At 49.0% G+C, this 17,703-nt stretch carries 13 protein-coding genes, 1 tRNA gene and 1 pseudogene; 4 read left to right on the forward strand and 11 right to left on the reverse strand.

Annotated elements, in window-relative coordinates:
* The first annotated feature begins 150 nt into the window (after positions 1-150).
* Entirely contained in the window at positions 151-3,759 is a 3,609-nt protein-coding gene (putA, locus tag ACTHTY_RS09145) for a bifunctional proline dehydrogenase/L-glutamate gamma-semialdehyde dehydrogenase PutA (protein WP_440367315.1), read from the forward strand.
* A 57-nt stretch (positions 3,760-3,816) separates the two neighbouring features.
* Here putA and nth read toward each other — a convergent pair whose 3' ends face one another.
* From nth to ACTHTY_RS09165, 4 genes and pseudogenes are all read right to left on the reverse strand, one after another.
* Entirely contained in the window at positions 3,817-4,446 is a 630-nt protein-coding gene (gene nth / locus ACTHTY_RS09150) for an endonuclease III (protein ID WP_049336266.1), read from the reverse strand.
* Between the two features lie 136 nt (positions 4,447-4,582).
* A complete protein-coding gene (nhaC, locus tag ACTHTY_RS09155) occupies positions 4,583-5,962 on the reverse strand; it encodes a Na+/H+ antiporter NhaC (protein WP_049344642.1) in 1,380 nt (459 codons plus the stop codon).
* A 180-nt stretch (positions 5,963-6,142) separates the two neighbouring features.
* On the reverse strand, positions 6,143-6,766 hold the full coding sequence (locus ACTHTY_RS09160; protein WP_049336270.1) for an alpha/beta fold hydrolase: 624 nt from the start codon (positions 6,764-6,766) through the stop codon (positions 6,143-6,145).
* A 92-nt stretch (positions 6,767-6,858) separates the two neighbouring features.
* Positions 6,859-8,081: pseudogene (locus ACTHTY_RS09165) on the reverse strand (sugar MFS transporter).
* 274 nt (positions 8,082-8,355) lie between these two features.
* Here ACTHTY_RS09165 and ACTHTY_RS09170 point away from each other — a divergent pair.
* On the forward strand, positions 8,356-8,769 hold the full coding sequence (locus tag ACTHTY_RS09170; protein WP_004520647.1) for a YqaA family protein: 414 nt from the start codon (positions 8,356-8,358) through the stop codon (positions 8,767-8,769).
* A 65-nt stretch (positions 8,770-8,834) separates the two neighbouring features.
* Here the strand turns inward: ACTHTY_RS09170 and ACTHTY_RS09175 are convergent, their stop codons facing one another.
* The 4 genes from ACTHTY_RS09175 to ACTHTY_RS09190 form a co-directional block, all read right to left on the reverse strand.
* Positions 8,835-10,028 (reverse strand): amino acid aminotransferase, encoded by a 1,194-nt coding sequence (locus ACTHTY_RS09175; protein WP_004520646.1) that lies wholly within the window; start codon positions 10,026-10,028, stop codon positions 8,835-8,837.
* A gap of 98 nt (positions 10,029-10,126) precedes the next feature.
* Positions 10,127-10,777 (reverse strand): HAD family hydrolase, encoded by a 651-nt coding sequence (locus ACTHTY_RS09180; protein ID WP_440367316.1) that lies wholly within the window; start codon positions 10,775-10,777, stop codon positions 10,127-10,129.
* 69 nt (positions 10,778-10,846) lie between these two features.
* On the reverse strand, positions 10,847-11,791 hold the full coding sequence (locus ACTHTY_RS09185; protein WP_440367318.1) for a cation diffusion facilitator family transporter: 945 nt from the start codon (positions 11,789-11,791) through the stop codon (positions 10,847-10,849).
* A gap of 15 nt (positions 11,792-11,806) precedes the next feature.
* Entirely contained in the window at positions 11,807-12,637 is an 831-nt protein-coding gene (locus ACTHTY_RS09190; RefSeq protein ID WP_440367319.1) for a ferritin-like domain-containing protein, read from the reverse strand.
* A 289-nt stretch (positions 12,638-12,926) separates the two neighbouring features.
* Between ACTHTY_RS09190 and lolA the strand changes: the two genes are divergently transcribed.
* The gene (gene lolA, locus ACTHTY_RS09195) at positions 12,927-13,547 is read left to right on the forward strand and encodes an outer membrane lipoprotein chaperone LolA (RefSeq protein WP_003682545.1); all 621 of its coding nucleotides are present in this window, start codon (positions 12,927-12,929) and stop codon (positions 13,545-13,547) included.
* A gap of 77 nt (positions 13,548-13,624) precedes the next feature.
* Here the strand turns inward: lolA and glmM are convergent, their stop codons facing one another.
* Positions 13,625-14,962 (reverse strand): phosphoglucosamine mutase, encoded by a 1,338-nt coding sequence (glmM, locus tag ACTHTY_RS09200; protein ID WP_004520640.1) that lies wholly within the window; start codon positions 14,960-14,962, stop codon positions 13,625-13,627.
* 216 nt (positions 14,963-15,178) lie between these two features.
* The gene (locus ACTHTY_RS09205; protein WP_440367321.1) at positions 15,179-16,045 is read right to left on the reverse strand and encodes a c-type cytochrome; all 867 of its coding nucleotides are present in this window, start codon (positions 16,043-16,045) and stop codon (positions 15,179-15,181) included.
* A 285-nt stretch (positions 16,046-16,330) separates the two neighbouring features.
* Between ACTHTY_RS09205 and ACTHTY_RS09210 the strand changes: the two genes are divergently transcribed.
* Positions 16,331-16,406 (forward strand) — tRNA-Arg (locus ACTHTY_RS09210).
* Positions 16,407-16,497: 91 nt separating this feature from the next.
* Here ACTHTY_RS09210 and ACTHTY_RS09215 read toward each other — a convergent pair.
* Complete coding sequence (locus tag ACTHTY_RS09215; RefSeq protein ID WP_440367322.1) at positions 16,498-17,691, reverse strand: amino acid aminotransferase; 1,194 nt, start codon at positions 17,689-17,691, stop codon at positions 16,498-16,500.
* Positions 17,692-17,703 lie beyond the last annotated feature (12 nt).

Consider the following 17,703-nt stretch of genomic DNA (forward strand, 5'->3'; position numbering starts at 1 on the left):
CCTTATCAGAAAAAACAGCAATTTATGCGGATGCATCTTGTATCCGCATCATAATTTTATTACGATATTACTATCCTTCAGAATGCTTGTTTTGGCAGTCTTAATTCAGGCCGTCTGAAACCATGAAAAAACCTTTGGAGAACATAAATAATGTTTAACTTCGCTTTTCCAACACAAACTCCTCTGCGTCAAGCTGTAACTGATGCCTACCGCCGCGATGAAATCGAGGCCGTTCAGGATATGTTGCAACGTGCACAGATGACCGACGAAGAGCGCAATGCCGCCTCTGAGCTTGCCCGTCGTTTGGTTACCCAAGTCCGCTCCAGCCGCACCAAAGCAAGCGGTGTAGATGCTTTGATGCACGAGTTCTCTCTCTCCAGTGAAGAAGGTGTTGCACTGATGTGTCTGGCCGAGGCTCTGCTGCGTATTCCGGACAATGCCACCCGTGACCGCCTGATTGCCGACAAAATCTCCGAAGGCAACTGGAAAAGCCACTTGAACAACAGCCCTTCCCTCTTCGTTAACGCGGCTGCATGGGGTCTGTTGATTACTGGCAAACTGACCACCAACACTTCTGAAAAAAACATGGGTTCCGCACTGAGCCGCATGATCAGCAAAGGTGGCGCGCCTCTGATCCGTCAAGGTGTAAACTACGCAATGCGCCTGTTGGGCAAACAGTTCGTAACCGGCCAAACCATTGAAGAAGCGCTGCAAAACGGTAAAGAGCGCGAGAAAATGGGTTACCGCTTCTCTTTCGATATGTTGGGTGAAGCCGCATACACCGAAGAAGATGCCAACCGCTACTACAACGACTACGTTCAAGCCATTCACGCCATCGGTAAAGATGCCGCAGGCCAAGGCGTTTATGAAGGCAACGGTATCTCCGTTAAACTTTCCGCCATCCACCCTCGCTACTCACGCGCCCAACACGAACGCGTTATGAGCGAACTGCTGCCTCGCCTGAAAGAATTGTTCCTTTTGGGTAAAAAATACGATATCGGTATCAACATCGACGCCGAAGAAGCCAACCGTCTCGAATTGTCTTTGGACTTGATGGAGGCTTTGGTTTCCGACCCTGACTTGGCCGGCTACAAAGGTATCGGTTTCGTTGTTCAAGCCTACCAAAAACGTTGCCCGTTCGTTATCGACTACCTGATCGACCTGGCCCGCCGCAACAACCAAAAACTGATGATCCGTTTGGTTAAAGGCGCATACTGGGACAGCGAAGTGAAATGGGCCCAAGTAGACGGCATGGACGGCTACCCGACTTACACCCGTAAAGTCCACACCGACATCTCCTACCTTGCCTGCGCACGCAAACTCTTGGATGCGCAAGATGCCGTGTTCCCACAATTTGCCACCCACAACGCCTACACTTTGGGCGCAATCTACCAGATGGGTAAAGGCAAAGACTTCGAACACCAATGTCTGCACGGCATGGGCGAGACCCTGTACGACCAAGTGGTCGGCCCGCAAAACTTAGGTCGCCGCGTACGCGTGTATGCCCCGGTCGGCACACACGAAACCCTGCTTGCCTACTTGGTACGCCGTCTGTTGGAAAACGGTGCGAACTCTTCTTTCGTGAACCAAATCGTTGACGAAAACATCAGCATCGACCGCCTGATTAAGAGCCCGTTCGACACCATCGCCGAACAAGGCATCCACCTGCATCCGGCATTGCCTTTGCCGCGCGATTTGTATGGCAAAGGCCGTCTGAACTCCCAAGGCGTCGATTTCAGCAACGAAAACGTATTGCAAAACCTGCAAGAAAAACTCAACCAAGCTTCTTCCGAAGACTTCCACGCTGCTTCCATCGTCAATGGCGAAGCGCGTAATGTAGGCGAAGCTCAACCTGTCCGCAATCCTGCAGACCACAACGATGTTGTCGGCACTGTCAGCTTTGCCGATGCGGCATTGGCTCAAGAAGCTATTGGTGCAGCCGTTGCCGCCCTGCCGGAGTGGAGCGCCAAACCTGCTTCAGAACGCGCCGACTGCCTGCGCCGTTTTGCCGATTTGTTGGAACAACACACGCCTGCATTGATGATGCTGGCCGTCCGTGAAGCCGGTAAAACCTTGAACAACGCCGTTGCCGAAGTACGCGAAGCCGTTGACTTCTGCCGCTACTATGCCAACGAAGCTGAGAACACCCTGCCTAAAGATGCCAAAGCTGTCGGCGCAATCGTTGCCATCAGCCCATGGAACTTCCCATTGGCCATCTTTACCGGCGAAGTGGTTTCTGCATTGGCAGCCGGTAACACCGTTATCGCCAAACCTGCCGAACAAACCAGCCTGATTGCTACTTACGCCGTTTCCCTGATGCATCAAGCCGGTATTCCGACTTCTGCACTGCAACTCGTACTCGGCGCAGGCGATGTCGGCTCTGCCCTGACCGGCGATGCCCGCATCGGCGGCGTGATCTTTACCGGTTCTACCGAAGTAGCGCGCCTGATCAACAAAGCCCTGTCCAAACGCGACGACAGCCCTGTCCTGATTGCCGAGACCGGTGGTCAAAACGCGATGATCGTGGACTCTACCGCCCTGCCGGAACAAGTCTGCCTCGACGTATTGAATTCTGCCTTCGACAGCGCGGGCCAACGTTGTTCCGCCCTGCGTATCTTGTGTGTTCAAGAAGATGTTGCCGATAAAATGGTCAACATCATCAAAGGTGCAATGGACGAATTGGTTGTCGGCAAACCGACCCAACTGACCACAGACATTGGCCCTGTCATCGATGCTGAAGCCCAACAAAACCTGTTGGCCCACATCAACAAAATGAAAGGCGTAGCAAAGGCTTACCACGAAATCAAAACTGCCGCCGACGTTGATGACAACAACTCTACCTTCGTTCGTCCAATCCTGTTTGAATTGAATAACCTGAACGAGTTGCAACGCGAAGTGTTCGGTCCTGTACTGCACGTTGTCCGCTACCGCGCCAGCGAATTGGATCAACTCATCGACCAAATCAACGCCAAAGGCTATGCTCTGACCAGCGGTGTACACAGCCGTATCGAAGGCACTGTTGACCATATCCGCGACCGCATCGAAGCTGGTAACATCTACGTTAACCGCAACATCGTTGGTGCTGTTGTCGGCGTACAACCTTTCGGCGGTCACGGCTTGTCCGGTACCGGTCCAAAAGCAGGCGGTTCATTCTATCTGCAACGCCTGGTTCGTACTCCTGAATGGGTTGCCCCAACCCTCAGCCGAATCGGCCAAGCAGACGAAGACGCGCTCAAACGTTTGGAAACCCTGGTTCACAAACTGCCGTTTAACGCAGAAGAGAAAAAAGCCGCAGCCGCAGCTTTGGGTCACGCACGCGTCCGTACCCTGCGCAAAGCCGAAACCGTATTGGTCGGCCCGACCGGCGAACGCAACTCATTGAGCTGGCGCTCTCCAGAACGTGTTTGGGTACATGGCGGCAATCTGCTGCAAGCCTTCTCTGCCCTGACCGAGCTGGCAGCCGCAGGCATCCAAACCGTTGTTGAGCCAAACAGCCCACTGGCTTCCTACTCAGCCGATTTGGACGGTTTGTTGCAAGTCAACAGCAAACCCGAAAACGCAGGCATCAGCCATGTTGCCGCTATCGAGCCTTTGAGCAGCGAGCGCAAACAAGAGTTGGCCGGCCGCGACGGTGCGCTCATCCGCATCCTGCCTTCTGAACAAGGTCTGGATATCCTGCAAGTATTTGAAGAAATCTCTTGCAGTATCAATACTACCGCTGCCGGTGGTAACGCCAGCCTGATGGCAGTTGCCGACTAATCGTAGCCAAATCAAAGGCCGTCTGAAATTCAGACGGCCTTTTTTATGTTTTTTTATTTACATTTTTGCCGGATATTCGCACAAATCGTTAATCAAACATTTGCTGCATTGCGGTTTCAAAGCCTTACATGTATAGCGGCCGTGCAAAATCAACCAATGATGGGCATCCATCAAAAATTCTTTGGGAATAAAGCGCATCAGCTTGTCTTCAACCTCACGCACATCCTTGCCCGGCGCGATTTTGGTGCGGTTGGCCACACGGAAAATATGGGTATCGACCGCCATAACAGGTTGCCCGAATGCAGTATTCAACACCACATTGGCGGTTTTCCGGCCAACACCGGGCAAAGATTCCAAAGCCTCGCGGTCGGCAGGCACTTCGCCATTGTATTTTTCCAGCAAAATACGGCAAGTCTGCATGATGTGTTTGGATTTGGTTTTGTAGAGGCCTATGGTTTTGGTGTATTCCATCACGCCGTCCAGCCCCAAATCCAATATGGCTTGCGGTGTATTGGCAACGGGAAAGAGCTTGGCAGTCGCTTTGTTCACACCGACATCAGTCGCTTGTGCAGACAATAAAACAGCAATAAGCAGCTCAAACGGCGAGCTGAAATTCAACTCGGTAGTCGGATGCGGATTGGCAGCGCGGAAACGCTCGAAAATTTCTTGGCGGATTTGTTTGTTCATTGTTTGGATTATTTTTTTATTGGCGCAGCAATTATAGTGAAATCATGTTGATACGGCTACTTTAAGTAAACAAGGCCGTCTGAAGTTGTTTTCAGACGGCCTTGTTTTATAAAAGCATTGCTATTTTAAATGCTGTTTACTTCTTACTCAAAGTCAGTCCTGTCCAGCCAAACACCAGCGTCAGAGCCAAGCTCAAGTAGCAGAAGAAGGCGTAAGGCAGATATTCCCAAACGGGCACACCCAAGGCATGGCTGATAAATACGCCGCAGACGCTCCAAGGCACCAACGGGTTGATGACAGTACCCGCATCTTCAAGCGTACGGGCAAGGTTGCGCGAATGCAGACCAAGCTTGTCATAAACCGGCTTAAAGGTTTCGCCGGAAAGCAGAATACTCAAATATTGCTCGCCAATCAGGAAGTTAACACCAACCGATGTCATGGCCACGCTGAAAGTAGCGCGTCCGGCATTGGTCAGGAACGCACGAATGGCCTCCAACAAAGACGGAATCACACCGATGCTAAACAACAGGCCGCCCAAGCTCATGCCGAGTATCACAATAGTTTGCGTAAAGAACATGCTTTCCAAGCCGCCGCGAGAAATCAAACGGGCAATGTCTTTAAATGCTTCGCCTTCGAGTTTGTATCCGCTGTAAAACCACGCGCCCAGCTGTTTCAAATCAGGCGTACTGTGGAAGTAAGTCACAATCAGCGCCACCACAACGGTAAACAACATGGCCACAATGGCATTGACGCGCATCAGGGCGAGGACAACCAATAAAGCAAACGGAATCAGCGAGTAGGCATGCACCAAACCGGTTGCTTCCAATTGCGCGCGGAAAGCCTCGACGCTATTCATGTCATGCGCGGCAACATTGGGCAAGAGCCACAACATCAATGCCGCACTGATCAACCACGCAGGCACAGTGGTGTACATCATATTTTTGATGTGTTCGAACAAATCAATGCCGACAATCGAAGCGGAAATACCGGTCGTATCGGAAAGTGGCGACATTTTATCGCCAAAGAACGCACCCGACACAATCGCACCTGCCGTCATCGCCATATCGGCATGAAACGCAGCAGCCATACCCATAAATGCCACGCCGACAGTCGCACAAGTCGTCAAACTACTGCCGATGGAAATACCGATGATCGAGCAAAGCGCAAACGCCGAGAAATAAAAATAAGTCGGCGAAATCAATCCGAAACCGTAATACATCAGCGTCGGAATCGCACCACTCATCATCAGCGCGCTGACCATCAGGCCGATAAAGAAAAACAGATAAATCGCGCCCATGCCCTGCCCGACCGCGCCGATCATACCGTTTTGCATGTCTTGATATTTCAAGCCACGCATCAAACCGTACAAAAGCAAGACCACGATCGCCGTCACAATCGACATATGCGGCAGCCATTCAAGCGAAATAATCGTATAACCCATTGCCGCCACCAAAGCCAAGGCCACAGCGATGGCCTCAAAGCGCGGCATATTAAGTAAGGATTTGAAAGCAAACATTGTTCTTTGCCTTTTTAATAAGTATTTAACAGATTTTAGCATAACAGGCCGTCTGAAAAACCGGTTTCAGACGGCCTGTTGATTATTTTACGAAAACAACGCTCACAAATCCTTGCCATTTTCTTTAAAATAAACGAATTATTTAAAATAAAATATTTTTTAATTAAAATAAATGAAATTTTATTGCTTTTTAAAACGTCCATCATGTAAAAATGCCACTACTTGTTCGACCGTTTTACGGTTGAACAGCATACCGCTATGGCTGACAGGTAAAACGACATGATCGCGCATATTCGGACAATGCGTTTCGCTGACCAAAACCGTACCATCATGTTCGCCATGCAAACCTAAAACACGGCCCAGCCCATACGGTTTATTGCCGGCAATACTGCCCAACTCAACGCATTCTGGCAATTCAGGCATACCGCCGTCCAATGCGCCTTTATACGAGCCGCCCAATACCGGCTTTTGCAAACCCATATTGAACACACGTTGCGCGGCACGGCTGCCTTGATGCGGCGTACCCATGGTAACGATACGGCCGCTGACTTTATCCGGATATGCCGCTGCAAAATTGCGTAAGACCAACCCGCCCAAACTATGGCCGACAAAGTGCAGCGTTTCATCAGCATGGTTCTCATCAATCCATCGCGCTAAATCTTCAACATGTCGGTTCATCGAATGCAAAACACTGTAATAATCGAACAGAGCAACTTCAAAACCTTCTTGTTCCAGCAAATACGCCAGCGGTCTCATGACCCACGAATGCATATGCAAGCCATGCAGCAAAATGATTTTGGCCATTTTTTCCTCCTGTCATTTAAATCATTATGCCACAAAGTAAAAAGGCCGTCTGAAATCCCATAAGGTTTCAGACGGCCTTTTATCATGATGGATTATTCGTCAGCTTTATAGCCTTTTATAGCAAAGAAGACGATGTATACATAACAAATCGCCGATACAACGAAAGAAATCATCAGGCCGTAGTATCTGCAGCCCAACCTTGTACCACAGGCACAACCGCACCGCCGACAATCGCAGTACACAATACGCCGGAAGCGCTGCTGGTAAATCGACCCAGACCTTTGGTTGCCAAAGAGAAAATGGTTGGGAACATGATGGAGTTGAAGAAGCCGATAGCCAACAATGCCCACATCGCAATATCCGCACTGGCTTTACCTGCCAACATAGCAACGCCCAACAAGGCAACAGCAGCAGTAGCGTTAAATGCCAAATAGCGGTTAGGCGCAATTTTCGCCATGATGGCAGAGCCTAAGAAACGGCCGACCATCGCGCCGCCCCAGTAGAACGACAAATATTTCGCGGCAGATGCGTGGTCCAAACCTTTCAGATAGCCCAACACGCTGACCAATAAAGAACCGATGGATACTTCCGCACCGACATAACAGAAAATACCGGCCGCACCAAAAACCAAATGACGGTATTGCCATACGCTGTGTTTGCCATCATGGTTGTGTTCGCTCTCTTCTTCAGCAATTTTGTTTGCGTCAGGCAGACGAATCATTTTGACGAATACAGCCAAAATAATCAGCAGACCGGCCAAACCTAAATATGGAATTTGAACAGAAGAAATTTGCTCGGCTTTGCTGACAGTTTGTGTCGCATCAGCCAAAATCAGGAATGCGCCGATTTGCGGAGCAATGGTCGTACCCAAAGAGTTAAATGCCTGAACCAAAGTCAGTGTTGCAGATTCTTTACCCGGTTTGGACAGCAAAGTCACATAAGGGTTACCCGCCACTTGCAACAGTGTTACACCTGAAGCCAAAATAAACAATGCACCCAAAAAAGTTGCATAAGAATGACTGCCAGCAGCAGGATAAAAGAGTAGACAGCCGATGGCAGTCAATACGAAGCCGCTAATCACGCCGTTTTTATAGCCGATTTTGCCGACCAAATAGCCCATCGGGATCGACATAATCGCATAAGCGGTAAAGAAACAGAATTGAATCAGCATCGCCTGAACATAAGTTAGGTCGAAAATATCTTTCAAATGCGGAATCAAAATATCATTCATGCAGGTAATGAAACCCATCATGAAAAAGAGTGTGGTTAGGACAACCAGCGCAGGAGTATGATTTTGTTGTGAATGCGCAGACATGATTTGCCTTTCGTTTTGTTAAGATTTGCTGGAAAAATGAGCTTAAATCAGTTCATTAAACTTAACACCCATTAACAGCCGCCCGTATCATACTGATAATCCGTCACTTTGAAAACTATTTTCTAACAGCCGACTACATTATCCTTCAGACGTTTAATTTTAAAAATTTCAATAATATTGGATTTATCTTTTATTAGATTAAAAAATAAAGGCATAATCCTCTTACTAAGCCTATTATTTCTTTTTTACAATATCACTTGATGTAACTCAAAACATGCCACCTCTTTACGCTTACCTTGCCCTGATTGCTTCTGCCTTCACTTCAGCCACACTACTTCCGGGTACATCCGAGGCGGCATACGCCGCATTTGTGTACCAATATCCGCAACATGCCCTCGGCGCATGTTTGTGTGCCGGTTTGGCGAATGGCTTGGGCAGTATGGTTTCGTATTACATGGGCAGAATGTTTCCTGCCAAGAAAAGGCCGTCTGAAAAAGTATTGGCGCGTATACAAAGATGGGGAATTTGGCCGCTATTATTTGCATGGTTGCCGATTATCGGCGATGCCCTCCCCCTTGCCACAGGCTGGCTCAGGCTTAATGCTTTGCATTGCGCCATCATTCTGATTGCAGGCAAACTGCTGCGCTATGCCATGATTTATTGGGGAATGAACATAGTTGCCGGATAAGTTTCCACAGTCAAAAATAAAGGCCGTCTGAATGATTCAGACGGCCTTTGCCTTTAATTCGACAATTACAAGACTTTCACAATACTTTCGCACAGGTAGTCGATATTGTCATCGGTAATGCCTGCAACATTAATGCGGCCGGAACGGACGGCATAAATGGCAAACTCGTTTTTCAAACGGTCAACTTGTTCGGGAGTCAAGCCGCTGAAAGAGAACATACCGTTTTGTTCGATAATGAAATCAAAGTCTTGGGTTGCACCTTTGGCCTTGAGCAACTCAACAAATTTTTGGCGCATGGCTTTGATGCGGCCGCGCATTTCATCAAGTTCGGCAATCCATTGTGCTTTCAAATCATCATTTTTCAACACCAGCGCAATGGTGTTCGCACCGTGTGAAGCTGGGTTGGAATACAAGGTACGGATGATGGTTTTGACTTGGCTGTGGGCGCGGGCTGCAGTTTCTTCATCTTCGGCCACCAAAGTGAACGCGCCGACGCGCTCGTTGTACATACCGAAGTTTTTGGAATAAGAACTGGCAATCAGCAATTCTGTATTGTGTTTCAAGAACACGCGCAAGCCGTAGGCATCTTCTTCCAAGCCATTGCCGAAGCCTTGGTAGGCAAAGTCAAACAGTGGCAACCAGCCTTTTTCGGCAGAAAGTTTTGCCAAAGTTTCCCATTGTTCGGGCGTAGGGTCGATGCCGGTAGGGTTGTGGCAGCAGCCGTGCAGCAGGACGATGTCGCCTTTTTGCGCTTGGCTCAAGTCTTCAATCATGCCATCCCAATCCAAACCGTGTTTGGCGGCATCATAGTAACGATACGGTTTGTCTTGGATACCGACCGCTTTGGCGATGGCGTTGTGGTTAGGCCAAGTCGGATTGGAAATCCAGATGGTTTGCGCGTTCAACTGGCGTTTGACAAATTCGGCCGCAATGCGCAATGCACCTGTACCGCCAAGGCTTTGCGCTGTTTTGGCGCGACGGCTGGCAATGATTTCGTGGTCTTTACCAAATAACAGGATTTGGGTTTGCTCGTTGTAATCGGCAACGCCGTCGATGGTCAGGTAATTTTTAGTTGTCTCGCTTTCCAACAGGCGTTTTTCAGCCTCTTTGACGGCTTTGACAATAGGCGTTGCGCCGGATGCGTCTTTGTACACGCCGATACCGAGATTGACTTTTTCGGGACGGGTTTCGGCTTTAAACGCTTCGCCCAAACCTAAAATCGGATCAGCAGGAGCTGCTTCGATATGCTTGAAGAACATGATTTTTCTCTTTACAAGTAGTAAAACGGTTGAAAAAATACAAATTTGTGTAATTTTACGCCGTTTCAGGCCGTCTGAAAACGGATTATTACAGGGTTTTAACGCAAGATTGCCAACAAATCCAAAGGTGTGGCAATACGGAAATCGGCGAACCAGTTTTCGGTTTGGTCTTCGGTAGAAATATAGCCCCAATCGGCAAGCACGGTTGTCATGTCTGCATTTTTGCCTGCCTGCATATCGCGCTCGGCATCGCCGACATAAAAGCATCGCTGCGCCTCAACACCAATCTGTTCACACGCATAAAACATAGGCTTCACGCTGGGCTTGGGTTCATCGCAAGTATCGCCGCTGACAATCACGGCAGGATGCACGGTAAACCCGAGCTTAGGAACGAGGATATCAGTAAAACGCATAGGCTTGTTGGTGATAATGCCCCATTGGATACCGCGTCGAACTAAGGCTTCCAGCATTTCGTTTACGCCGTCGAACAAGATGGTTTGGTCAGCATAGCAGCGGCTGTATTCGTCCAAAAATTCTTTGCGCCATTGCATATAGTCCGGATGCTCGGGCGTAATGCCTGCACCGAGTTTAAGCAAACCACTCGCACCGTGGCTGGCCTGCGGACGGATTTCATCCATGCTTTTTTCAGGCAAACCGTGTCGGCGCAATACCGTGTTGAGCGCGCCACCCAAATCAAGTGCGGTATCGGCAAGCGTGCCGTCAAGGTCGAATAATACGGCTTGGGTCATAAGTGTTCCTTTGATGATTTTAGAAGGCCGTCTGAACAATCCAACAAGTTTCAGACGGCCTGAATATGGTTAATGGTGATGATGTTCGTGCATTTCCTGCGAACACAAAACTTCATCTTTATGCGGATGCTGTTCGCTTTCAATCTGAATCGTACAATGCCCGATGTTGTGATGTGCCAATTCATGTTCGATACGGTAGGCGATTTGTTCGGACTCTGCAACCGTCATGCTGCCATCTACAACAATATGGCAGGACAAAACGTGGATATTGCTGGTAATCGTCCAAACATGCAAGTCGTGAACGGATTTTACGCCTTCCATATTGCGGATAACGCTGAGCAACTCATCGGTATGGATGTTTTCCGGCGCACCTTCCATCAAAATGTGCAAAGTCTGTTTAAACAACATCCAGCCACTGCGCCCTACCAACGCCGCCACCAATACGCTGGCAACCGTATCCGCCCATTGCCAGCCATACGCCATCATCAGTACCGCTGCGACAATCGCCCCTATCGAGCCGAACAAATCGCTGATTACATGCAGATACGCACCGCGCATATTAACGTTTTCTTCGGTATCGCCATTTTTCAACATATAAACGGCGACACCGATGTTGACCAGCAAACCGATGATACTGACCACCAACATGCCGCCCGTCAAAATTTCCGGCGGATAGAACAATCGTTTGACTGCTTCATAAAAAATCATCGCCGCAATCAACACCAACGACAATCCGTTAAACATCGCCGTCAAAATTTCAAAACGCTTGTAACCGAATGTCTTTTGCAGCGTGGTCTGTTTCTCGCCAAGTTTGAATGCCCACAATGCCACGCCCAACGAAAACGCATCGCTGAACATATGCCCCGCATCGGAAAGCAGGGCCAAAGAGTTGGTCAGCCAGCCGCCGACCGCTTCAACCAGCATAAATCCGGCAATGACGAAAAATGAAATGCGCAATACTTGCTTATTGGCGGTATGCGTATGCGCGTGCGAATGATCGTGATGATGTGCCATGATGGTTTTACCGTTTCAGACGGCCTTTTTATCCTGTTTCAAACTTTTCTCAAAATCTTCCAACATATCCAGCTCGAAACGGCTGAATCCTGCACGTTCCCGTGCTTCGATATTGACGTAGCCGCGGAAGATAAACATATCGTAACGCGCAATCAGGCTGCGGAACAGGGCAACCGGTTCTAAACCGCGCTCACGGCAAAGATGCTGATACCAATGATTGCCGATGGCGACATGCCCCACTTCATCGCGATAAATAATATCCAACACATCGCAGGTTTCCACATCGCTACGCTGTGCCACTTTTGCACGAATACCCGGCGTGACATCCAAACCGCGCGCTTCCAACACCCGCGGCACCAAAGCCATGCGCAACAAGGGATCGTAAGCGGTTTTATACGCCATGTCCCACAAATGCCCGTGCGCTTCAAAATCGCCGTAATCGTAGCCCAAGCTGTTCAGACGGCCACGCATCAAGCCGAAGTGAAACACTTCTTCTTTCGCCACCCTTACCCAATCGCGCACAAACTGAAACGGCATATTGCGGAAACGATACGCCGCATCCAAAGCCAGATTAATCGCATTAAATTCAATGTGCGCAATCGCATGCAACATGGCCGCATAGCCTTCGACCGTATTCATCTTGCGCGGCGTGACCTCCGAAGGCGCAACCAAACGCGGACGGGACGGATGTCCGGCAAAACGGCAATCCACAGGTTTCGACTCTTCAGCCGTCAAACCTTCCGCCTCGCCCAACTGCGCAAACAAGGCCTGCGTCAACTTTCCCTTTTCATCCAGATTGTCCGACAGCAAAGCCTGTTCCAATAAAGGATAAGGATTCAGATACATACAAAACCATTGTTTTAAAAAGACAAATATTATAACCGTTTTAAAAAGCAAACAGAAAGACTATAATTTCAAGCTTTCCGTAAAATGACATTAAATACCACACCAAGCCCTTATGCGTTTCATTAAAAAAACGTCAAAACCAAATACAGGCCGTCTAAAGAAATGAAATTATTTCAGATACTTGCTTGGATTTTTCATATTTACACAAATTAAACCCCCCATTCAACCCCTTGCCTGTTACACCATAACGTCTATACTGAACCCATCTCTCCGAACAAGGAACCAAAACATGAAAACTACCCGACTGTTCACCCTGACCGCTGCCGCTCTGCTTTCTTCAGCCATCGGCTTTGCACAAGCCGGCGCAGTGGACGCCCTGAAAAAATTCAATAATGACGCCGACGGTATCAGCGGCAACTTCAGCCAAACCGTTCACAGCAAAAAGAAAACACAAACTACACACGGTACATTCAAAATCCTGCGCCCGGGCTTGTTCAAATGGGAATACACCAAACCCTACAAACAAACCATCGTCGGCGACGGCAAAACCATTTGGCTCTATGACGTAGATTTGGCGCAAGTAACCAAGTCCTCACAAGACCAAACCATCGGCGACAGCCCTGCCGCCATCCTCTCCAACAAAACGGCATTGGACAGCAGCTACACGCTGAAAGAAGACGGTTCTGCCAACGGTATCGACTACGTTTTGGCTACGCCTAAGAAAAACAACGCCGGCTACCAATACATCCGCATCGGCTTCAAAGGCGACAACCTCGCCGCCATGCAGCTGAAAGACAGCTTCGGCAACCAAACCAGCATCAGCTTCAGTGGTTTGAACACCAAGCCTAACCTTTCCAGCGGTATGTTCAAGTTCACTCCTCCTAAAGGCGTTGATGTCTTGAGCAACTAAGCTTTCAACTGAAACACAAAGGCCGTCTGAACAACAGACGGCCTTTTATTTAGTTCAATTCAAAATCAAACACACTGTTACTTTTGACCTTGAATGGCCGCGGCAATTTTTTCTGCGCCTTTTTTCGCCCAGTCCGCCTGCTTGGCTTCCACCATCACGCGCACGACAGGCTCGGTACCGGATGCACGCAAGACCACGCGGCCTTTACCTTCGAGTTCTTTTTCCACTTCAGCCAAAGCCTCTTTGGAAGCATCCTGCCAGTTTTGGCCTTTTTTGATACGGACGTTAATCATGGTTTGCGGATACGGCTGCCAATCGGCGCAAACGGTGGCAAGGTCTTGATTCAAGGTTTGCAGTGCCGCCAAAACTTGCAGCGCGGAAATGATGCCGTCGCCGGTATTGTGTTTGTCCATACACAAAATATGGCCGCTGGCTTCGCCGCCAATCAGCCAACCGCGTTGATGAAGCTGTTCCAACACATAGCGGTCGCCCACTTTGGCGCGGCAGAAATCAACACCCTGCTCTTTTAAAGCAACTTCCATCGCCATATTGGTCATCACTGTACCCACCACGCCGCCGATTTCCACGCCTTCGTGTGCGCGTGCTTTGGCAATCACATAAATCAGACTGTCGCCGTCATACACTTTGCCATTGCGGTCAACCATCATCAAACGGTCGCCATCGCCATCCAAGGCAATGCCGTAATCGGCTTCATTTTGCAACACAGCCGCTTGCAAAGCTTTCGGATGGGTCGCACCGCATTTCTCATTGATGTTGTAGCCGTTTGGCTCATCACCGATACTAACCACTTGCGCACCCAATTCGTGGAATACTTTAGGCGCAACTGCATAGCCTGCACCATTGGCGGTATCGACCACCAATTTCAGACCGCGCAAATCCAAATGACTTGGGAAAGTGGATTTACAGAACTCGATATAGCGGTCATCCGCACCATTAATCCGGCGCGCGCGGCCAAGACGGCTGGACGGCTGGGTTTTCATTTCCTCATCGATTTTAGCTTCGATTTCCAACTCGATTTCATCGCTCAACTTCACACCGCCTTCAGCAAAGAATTTAATGCCGTTGTCAGAATAAACGTTATGGGAAGCAGAAATCATCACACCGGCAGACAAACGCAAAGCACGGGTCAAATACGCTACACCCGGAGTCGGCAGAGGGCCGGTTTGAATAACATTGACACCGGCGGCGGTAAAACCGGCAATCAGCGCAGCTTCCAGCATATAACCTGAAATACGCGTGTCTTTACCGATTAATACGGTCGGTTTAATTTCGCCTTCATGCTGTACCAAAACCTGACCTGCCGCATAACCCAATTTCAAAACAAAATCAGGATTGATAGGGAATTGACCGACTTCACCGCGCACACCGTCAGTACCGAAATATTTTTTTGCCATGAGATAACTCCGTGATTGTTTTGTCGTATGTGAATATGGTTGAACTTCTTTAAAAGAATCTTGATTGTATTCGAAGGCCGTCTGAATCTTTCAGACGACCCTTGATCATGAGAATAATTTACTACTTCAGTATTATAGCAAGATCCGGATTTCCTGCACGAAAAAAGCGCATCCTTTTGCAGAATGCGCCTTCTATTCGAGATTCAAAATCAAATCTTAGAATTTAGCACCAGACTGATTAGCCATGTAATCAACTGCAGCTTTCACTTCATCATCGCTCAGGCTACCGTTACCGCCTTTGGCAGGCATTGCGTTAAAGCCTTCGAGTGCGTGTTTGTGCAGGGTGTCTTTACCTTGTTTGATACGAGGAGCCCAGTCTTCTTTTTTACCTACATGAGGAACACCTGGAACTGCGCCGCCGTGACATGCTTGGCAGTTGGCTTCGTAAACTTTTTTGCCGTCTGCACCGCCGGCTGCTGGAGCTGCCGCACCTTTGTCATCTGCTTTGGCCGCATCTGCTTTAGGGGCTTCTGCAGGAGCTGCACCTTCAGCTGCCGGAGCTGAAGCGGCTTCACCGGAAGCGGCTGCATCGGCAGGAGCTGCGGCATCAGGATCAGGGAAAGTACCGCCGGCTTTGTTGGCCATATAAGTAATGGCGCGTTTCAATTCTTGATCGGTCAAATCAGCCGCACCGCCTTTGGCAGGCATTGCGTTGAAACCATTCAGAGCGTGTTGGAACAAGGTATCGAAACCTTGTGCAATGCGAGGCGCCCAATCGCCTTTGTTTTCAAATTTAGGCGCGTTAGGAACGATGCTGTCTGCCGCGTGACATTGAATACAGATTTTGTTGAAAATCTGATCGCCTTGACGCTCGCCGACTGGAATACCATCGCCCAATTTCAGTTGGCCGACTGGCTGGATACGGGTTTGAGTCGCAGCTTCGGTTGTTTCGGCAACATCGCCGAATGAACCGCTTCCCGCCAGTTTGATCAGGAAGTAAATCACTGCAATGACAATAACGATACCGCTCACAAGGGTGAACAATGCAGAGCCTTGGGCTTTGTGGTCGCGGAGTTGTTTCATTTGGTAGGCCTCGCCGTTAGGTTAGGTTGTGCTGTAAGTTATAGTTTATGTGTTAAACGCAGTTAACAATATTTTGCTGGATTATACTGAATTCGCAAAAGCTTTCCAATCCATCTTGAGAAAAAGATACGCAAAAATCCTCAAAAGGCCATCTAAATTCTGCTAAGCCTTTGTAGTTAATTGATTATTCCAGCTATGCAAAAAAGTGACCGCCAATGCCACTTTCAGACACTTTCAAGATAAACTTTGCCAATAAAGCCAATATGCGTTAACCTTACGGCTTTCGCACCCATAGCTCAGTTGGAAGAGTGTCAGTTTCCGAAGCTGGAGGTCACAGGTTCGATCCCTGTTGGGTGCGCCAATTATAAATAGGCCGTCTGAAAGATGAAAATTTTTCAGACGGCCTTTTGATTTACTTCAAATAAAACTACATTCAATTTCAGATTGAACGGCTATTGCAACACTTTGGCAAATGCTTCGGCCACATAATCGATATTCGATGCATTCAATCCTGCCACACACATCCTGCCCGAATCCAGCAGGTAAACGGCAAACTCATCACGCAGGCGGTGTACCTGCTCTACGGTCAGGCCTGTATAGCTGAACATGCCGCGCTGTTTGATGAAATAGCTGAAATCACGATTAGGGATTTTGGCCGTCAAAACATCATAAAGTTTCTGACGCATGGCACGGATGCGGTTGCGCATGGCGTAAACCTCGTTTTCCCACAAAGCGCGCAGCTCCTCGCTGTTCATCACATCAGAAGCGATGTATGCACCATGCGCGGCAGGGCTGGAATAAATGCGGCGGACAGTAAATTTCAACTGTCCGAACACCAGCTCTGCTTCTTCCTTATTAGGACACACTACGCTCAAACCGCCGACGCGCTCGCCGTACAGCGACAGGTTTTTCGAGAAAGAGTTGCTGACAAACAAAGGCAGGCCCATTTCGACGGCTTTACGGATTGCATAGGCATCGTTGTCCAAATCCTCGCCGAAACCTTGATAGGCAATATCCATAAACGGAATCAGCTTGTGCGTTTTGATAATATCCAACACTTCATCCCATTGCGCTTTCGACATATCTACGCCGGTCGGGTTTTGACAGCATGGATGCAAAATCAAGACGCTGTTTTCCGGCAATGTTTTGAAAAACGCAGTCATTTCTTCAAATTTCACGCCGACGGTTTCAGGGTTGTAATAAGGATACGTCCCCACTTCAAAACCTGCCCCTTCAAAAATGCCTTTATGGTTGTCCCAAGTCGGATCGCTGACATAGGCTTTTGCATCGGGGAACCAACGGTGCAGAAAGTCGGCACCGACTTTCAACGCCCCTGAGCCGCCTAAAGTCTGTACGGTCGCAACACGCCCTTCTGCCAATGCCGGATTATCCTTGCCAAACAACAAACGCTGAACCGCGCTTCGGTAAGTGTCCAAACCTTCCATCGGCAGATAAGGAGAGGGACGCGGTACGGCCGCACGCTCTGCTTCTGCCCGGCGGACAGATTCCAAAACCGGCATTTTGCCTTCGTCATCAAAATAAATGCCGATGCTCAAATTGACTTTTTCAGGACGCTCGTCGCGTTTGAAGGTTTCAACCAAACTCAAAATCGGGTCGCCGGGATAATACTCGACATGACGGTACATGGTGCTTCCTTT

It is taken from the genome of Neisseria sp. P0019.S002 (assembly GCF_051957155.1).
GTDB classification, from domain to species: Bacteria; Pseudomonadota; Gammaproteobacteria; order Burkholderiales; family Neisseriaceae; genus Neisseria; species Neisseria perflava.

What these genes read in the sequence shown, in the direction of transcription:
- glmM (WP_004520640.1), bottom strand. Translation starts at nt 14,962, where the DNA reads ATGGCAAAAAAATATTTCGGTACTGACGGTGTGCGCGGTGAAGTCGGT.
- ACTHTY_RS09175 (WP_004520646.1), bottom strand. Translation starts at nt 10,028, where the DNA reads ATGTTCTTCAAGCATATCGAAGCAGCTCCTGCTGATCCGATTTTAGGT.
- ACTHTY_RS09185 (WP_440367318.1), bottom strand. Translation starts at nt 11,791, where the DNA reads ATGGCACATCATCACGATCATTCGCACGCGCATACGCATACCGCCAAT.
- nth (WP_049336266.1), bottom strand. Translation starts at nt 4,446, where the DNA reads ATGAACAAACAAATCCGCCAAGAAATTTTCGAGCGTTTCCGCGCTGCC.
- ACTHTY_RS09205 (WP_440367321.1), bottom strand. Translation starts at nt 16,045, where the DNA reads ATGAAACAACTCCGCGACCACAAAGCCCAAGGCTCTGCATTGTTCACC.
- ACTHTY_RS09170 (WP_004520647.1), top strand. Translation starts at nt 8,356, where the DNA reads ATGCCACCTCTTTACGCTTACCTTGCCCTGATTGCTTCTGCCTTCACT.
- ACTHTY_RS09215 (WP_440367322.1), bottom strand. Translation starts at nt 17,691, where the DNA reads ATGTACCGTCATGTCGAGTATTATCCCGGCGACCCGATTTTGAGTTTG.
- lolA (WP_003682545.1), top strand. Translation starts at nt 12,927, where the DNA reads ATGAAAACTACCCGACTGTTCACCCTGACCGCTGCCGCTCTGCTTTCT.
- ACTHTY_RS09180 (WP_440367316.1), bottom strand. Translation starts at nt 10,777, where the DNA reads ATGACCCAAGCCGTATTATTCGACCTTGACGGCACGCTTGCCGATACC.
- putA (WP_440367315.1), top strand. Translation starts at nt 151, where the DNA reads ATGTTTAACTTCGCTTTTCCAACACAAACTCCTCTGCGTCAAGCTGTA.
- ACTHTY_RS09190 (WP_440367319.1), bottom strand. Translation starts at nt 12,637, where the DNA reads ATGTATCTGAATCCTTATCCTTTATTGGAACAGGCTTTGCTGTCGGAC.
- nhaC (WP_049344642.1), bottom strand. Translation starts at nt 5,962, where the DNA reads ATGTTTGCTTTCAAATCCTTACTTAATATGCCGCGCTTTGAGGCCATC.
- ACTHTY_RS09160 (WP_049336270.1), bottom strand. Translation starts at nt 6,766, where the DNA reads ATGGCCAAAATCATTTTGCTGCATGGCTTGCATATGCATTCGTGGGTC.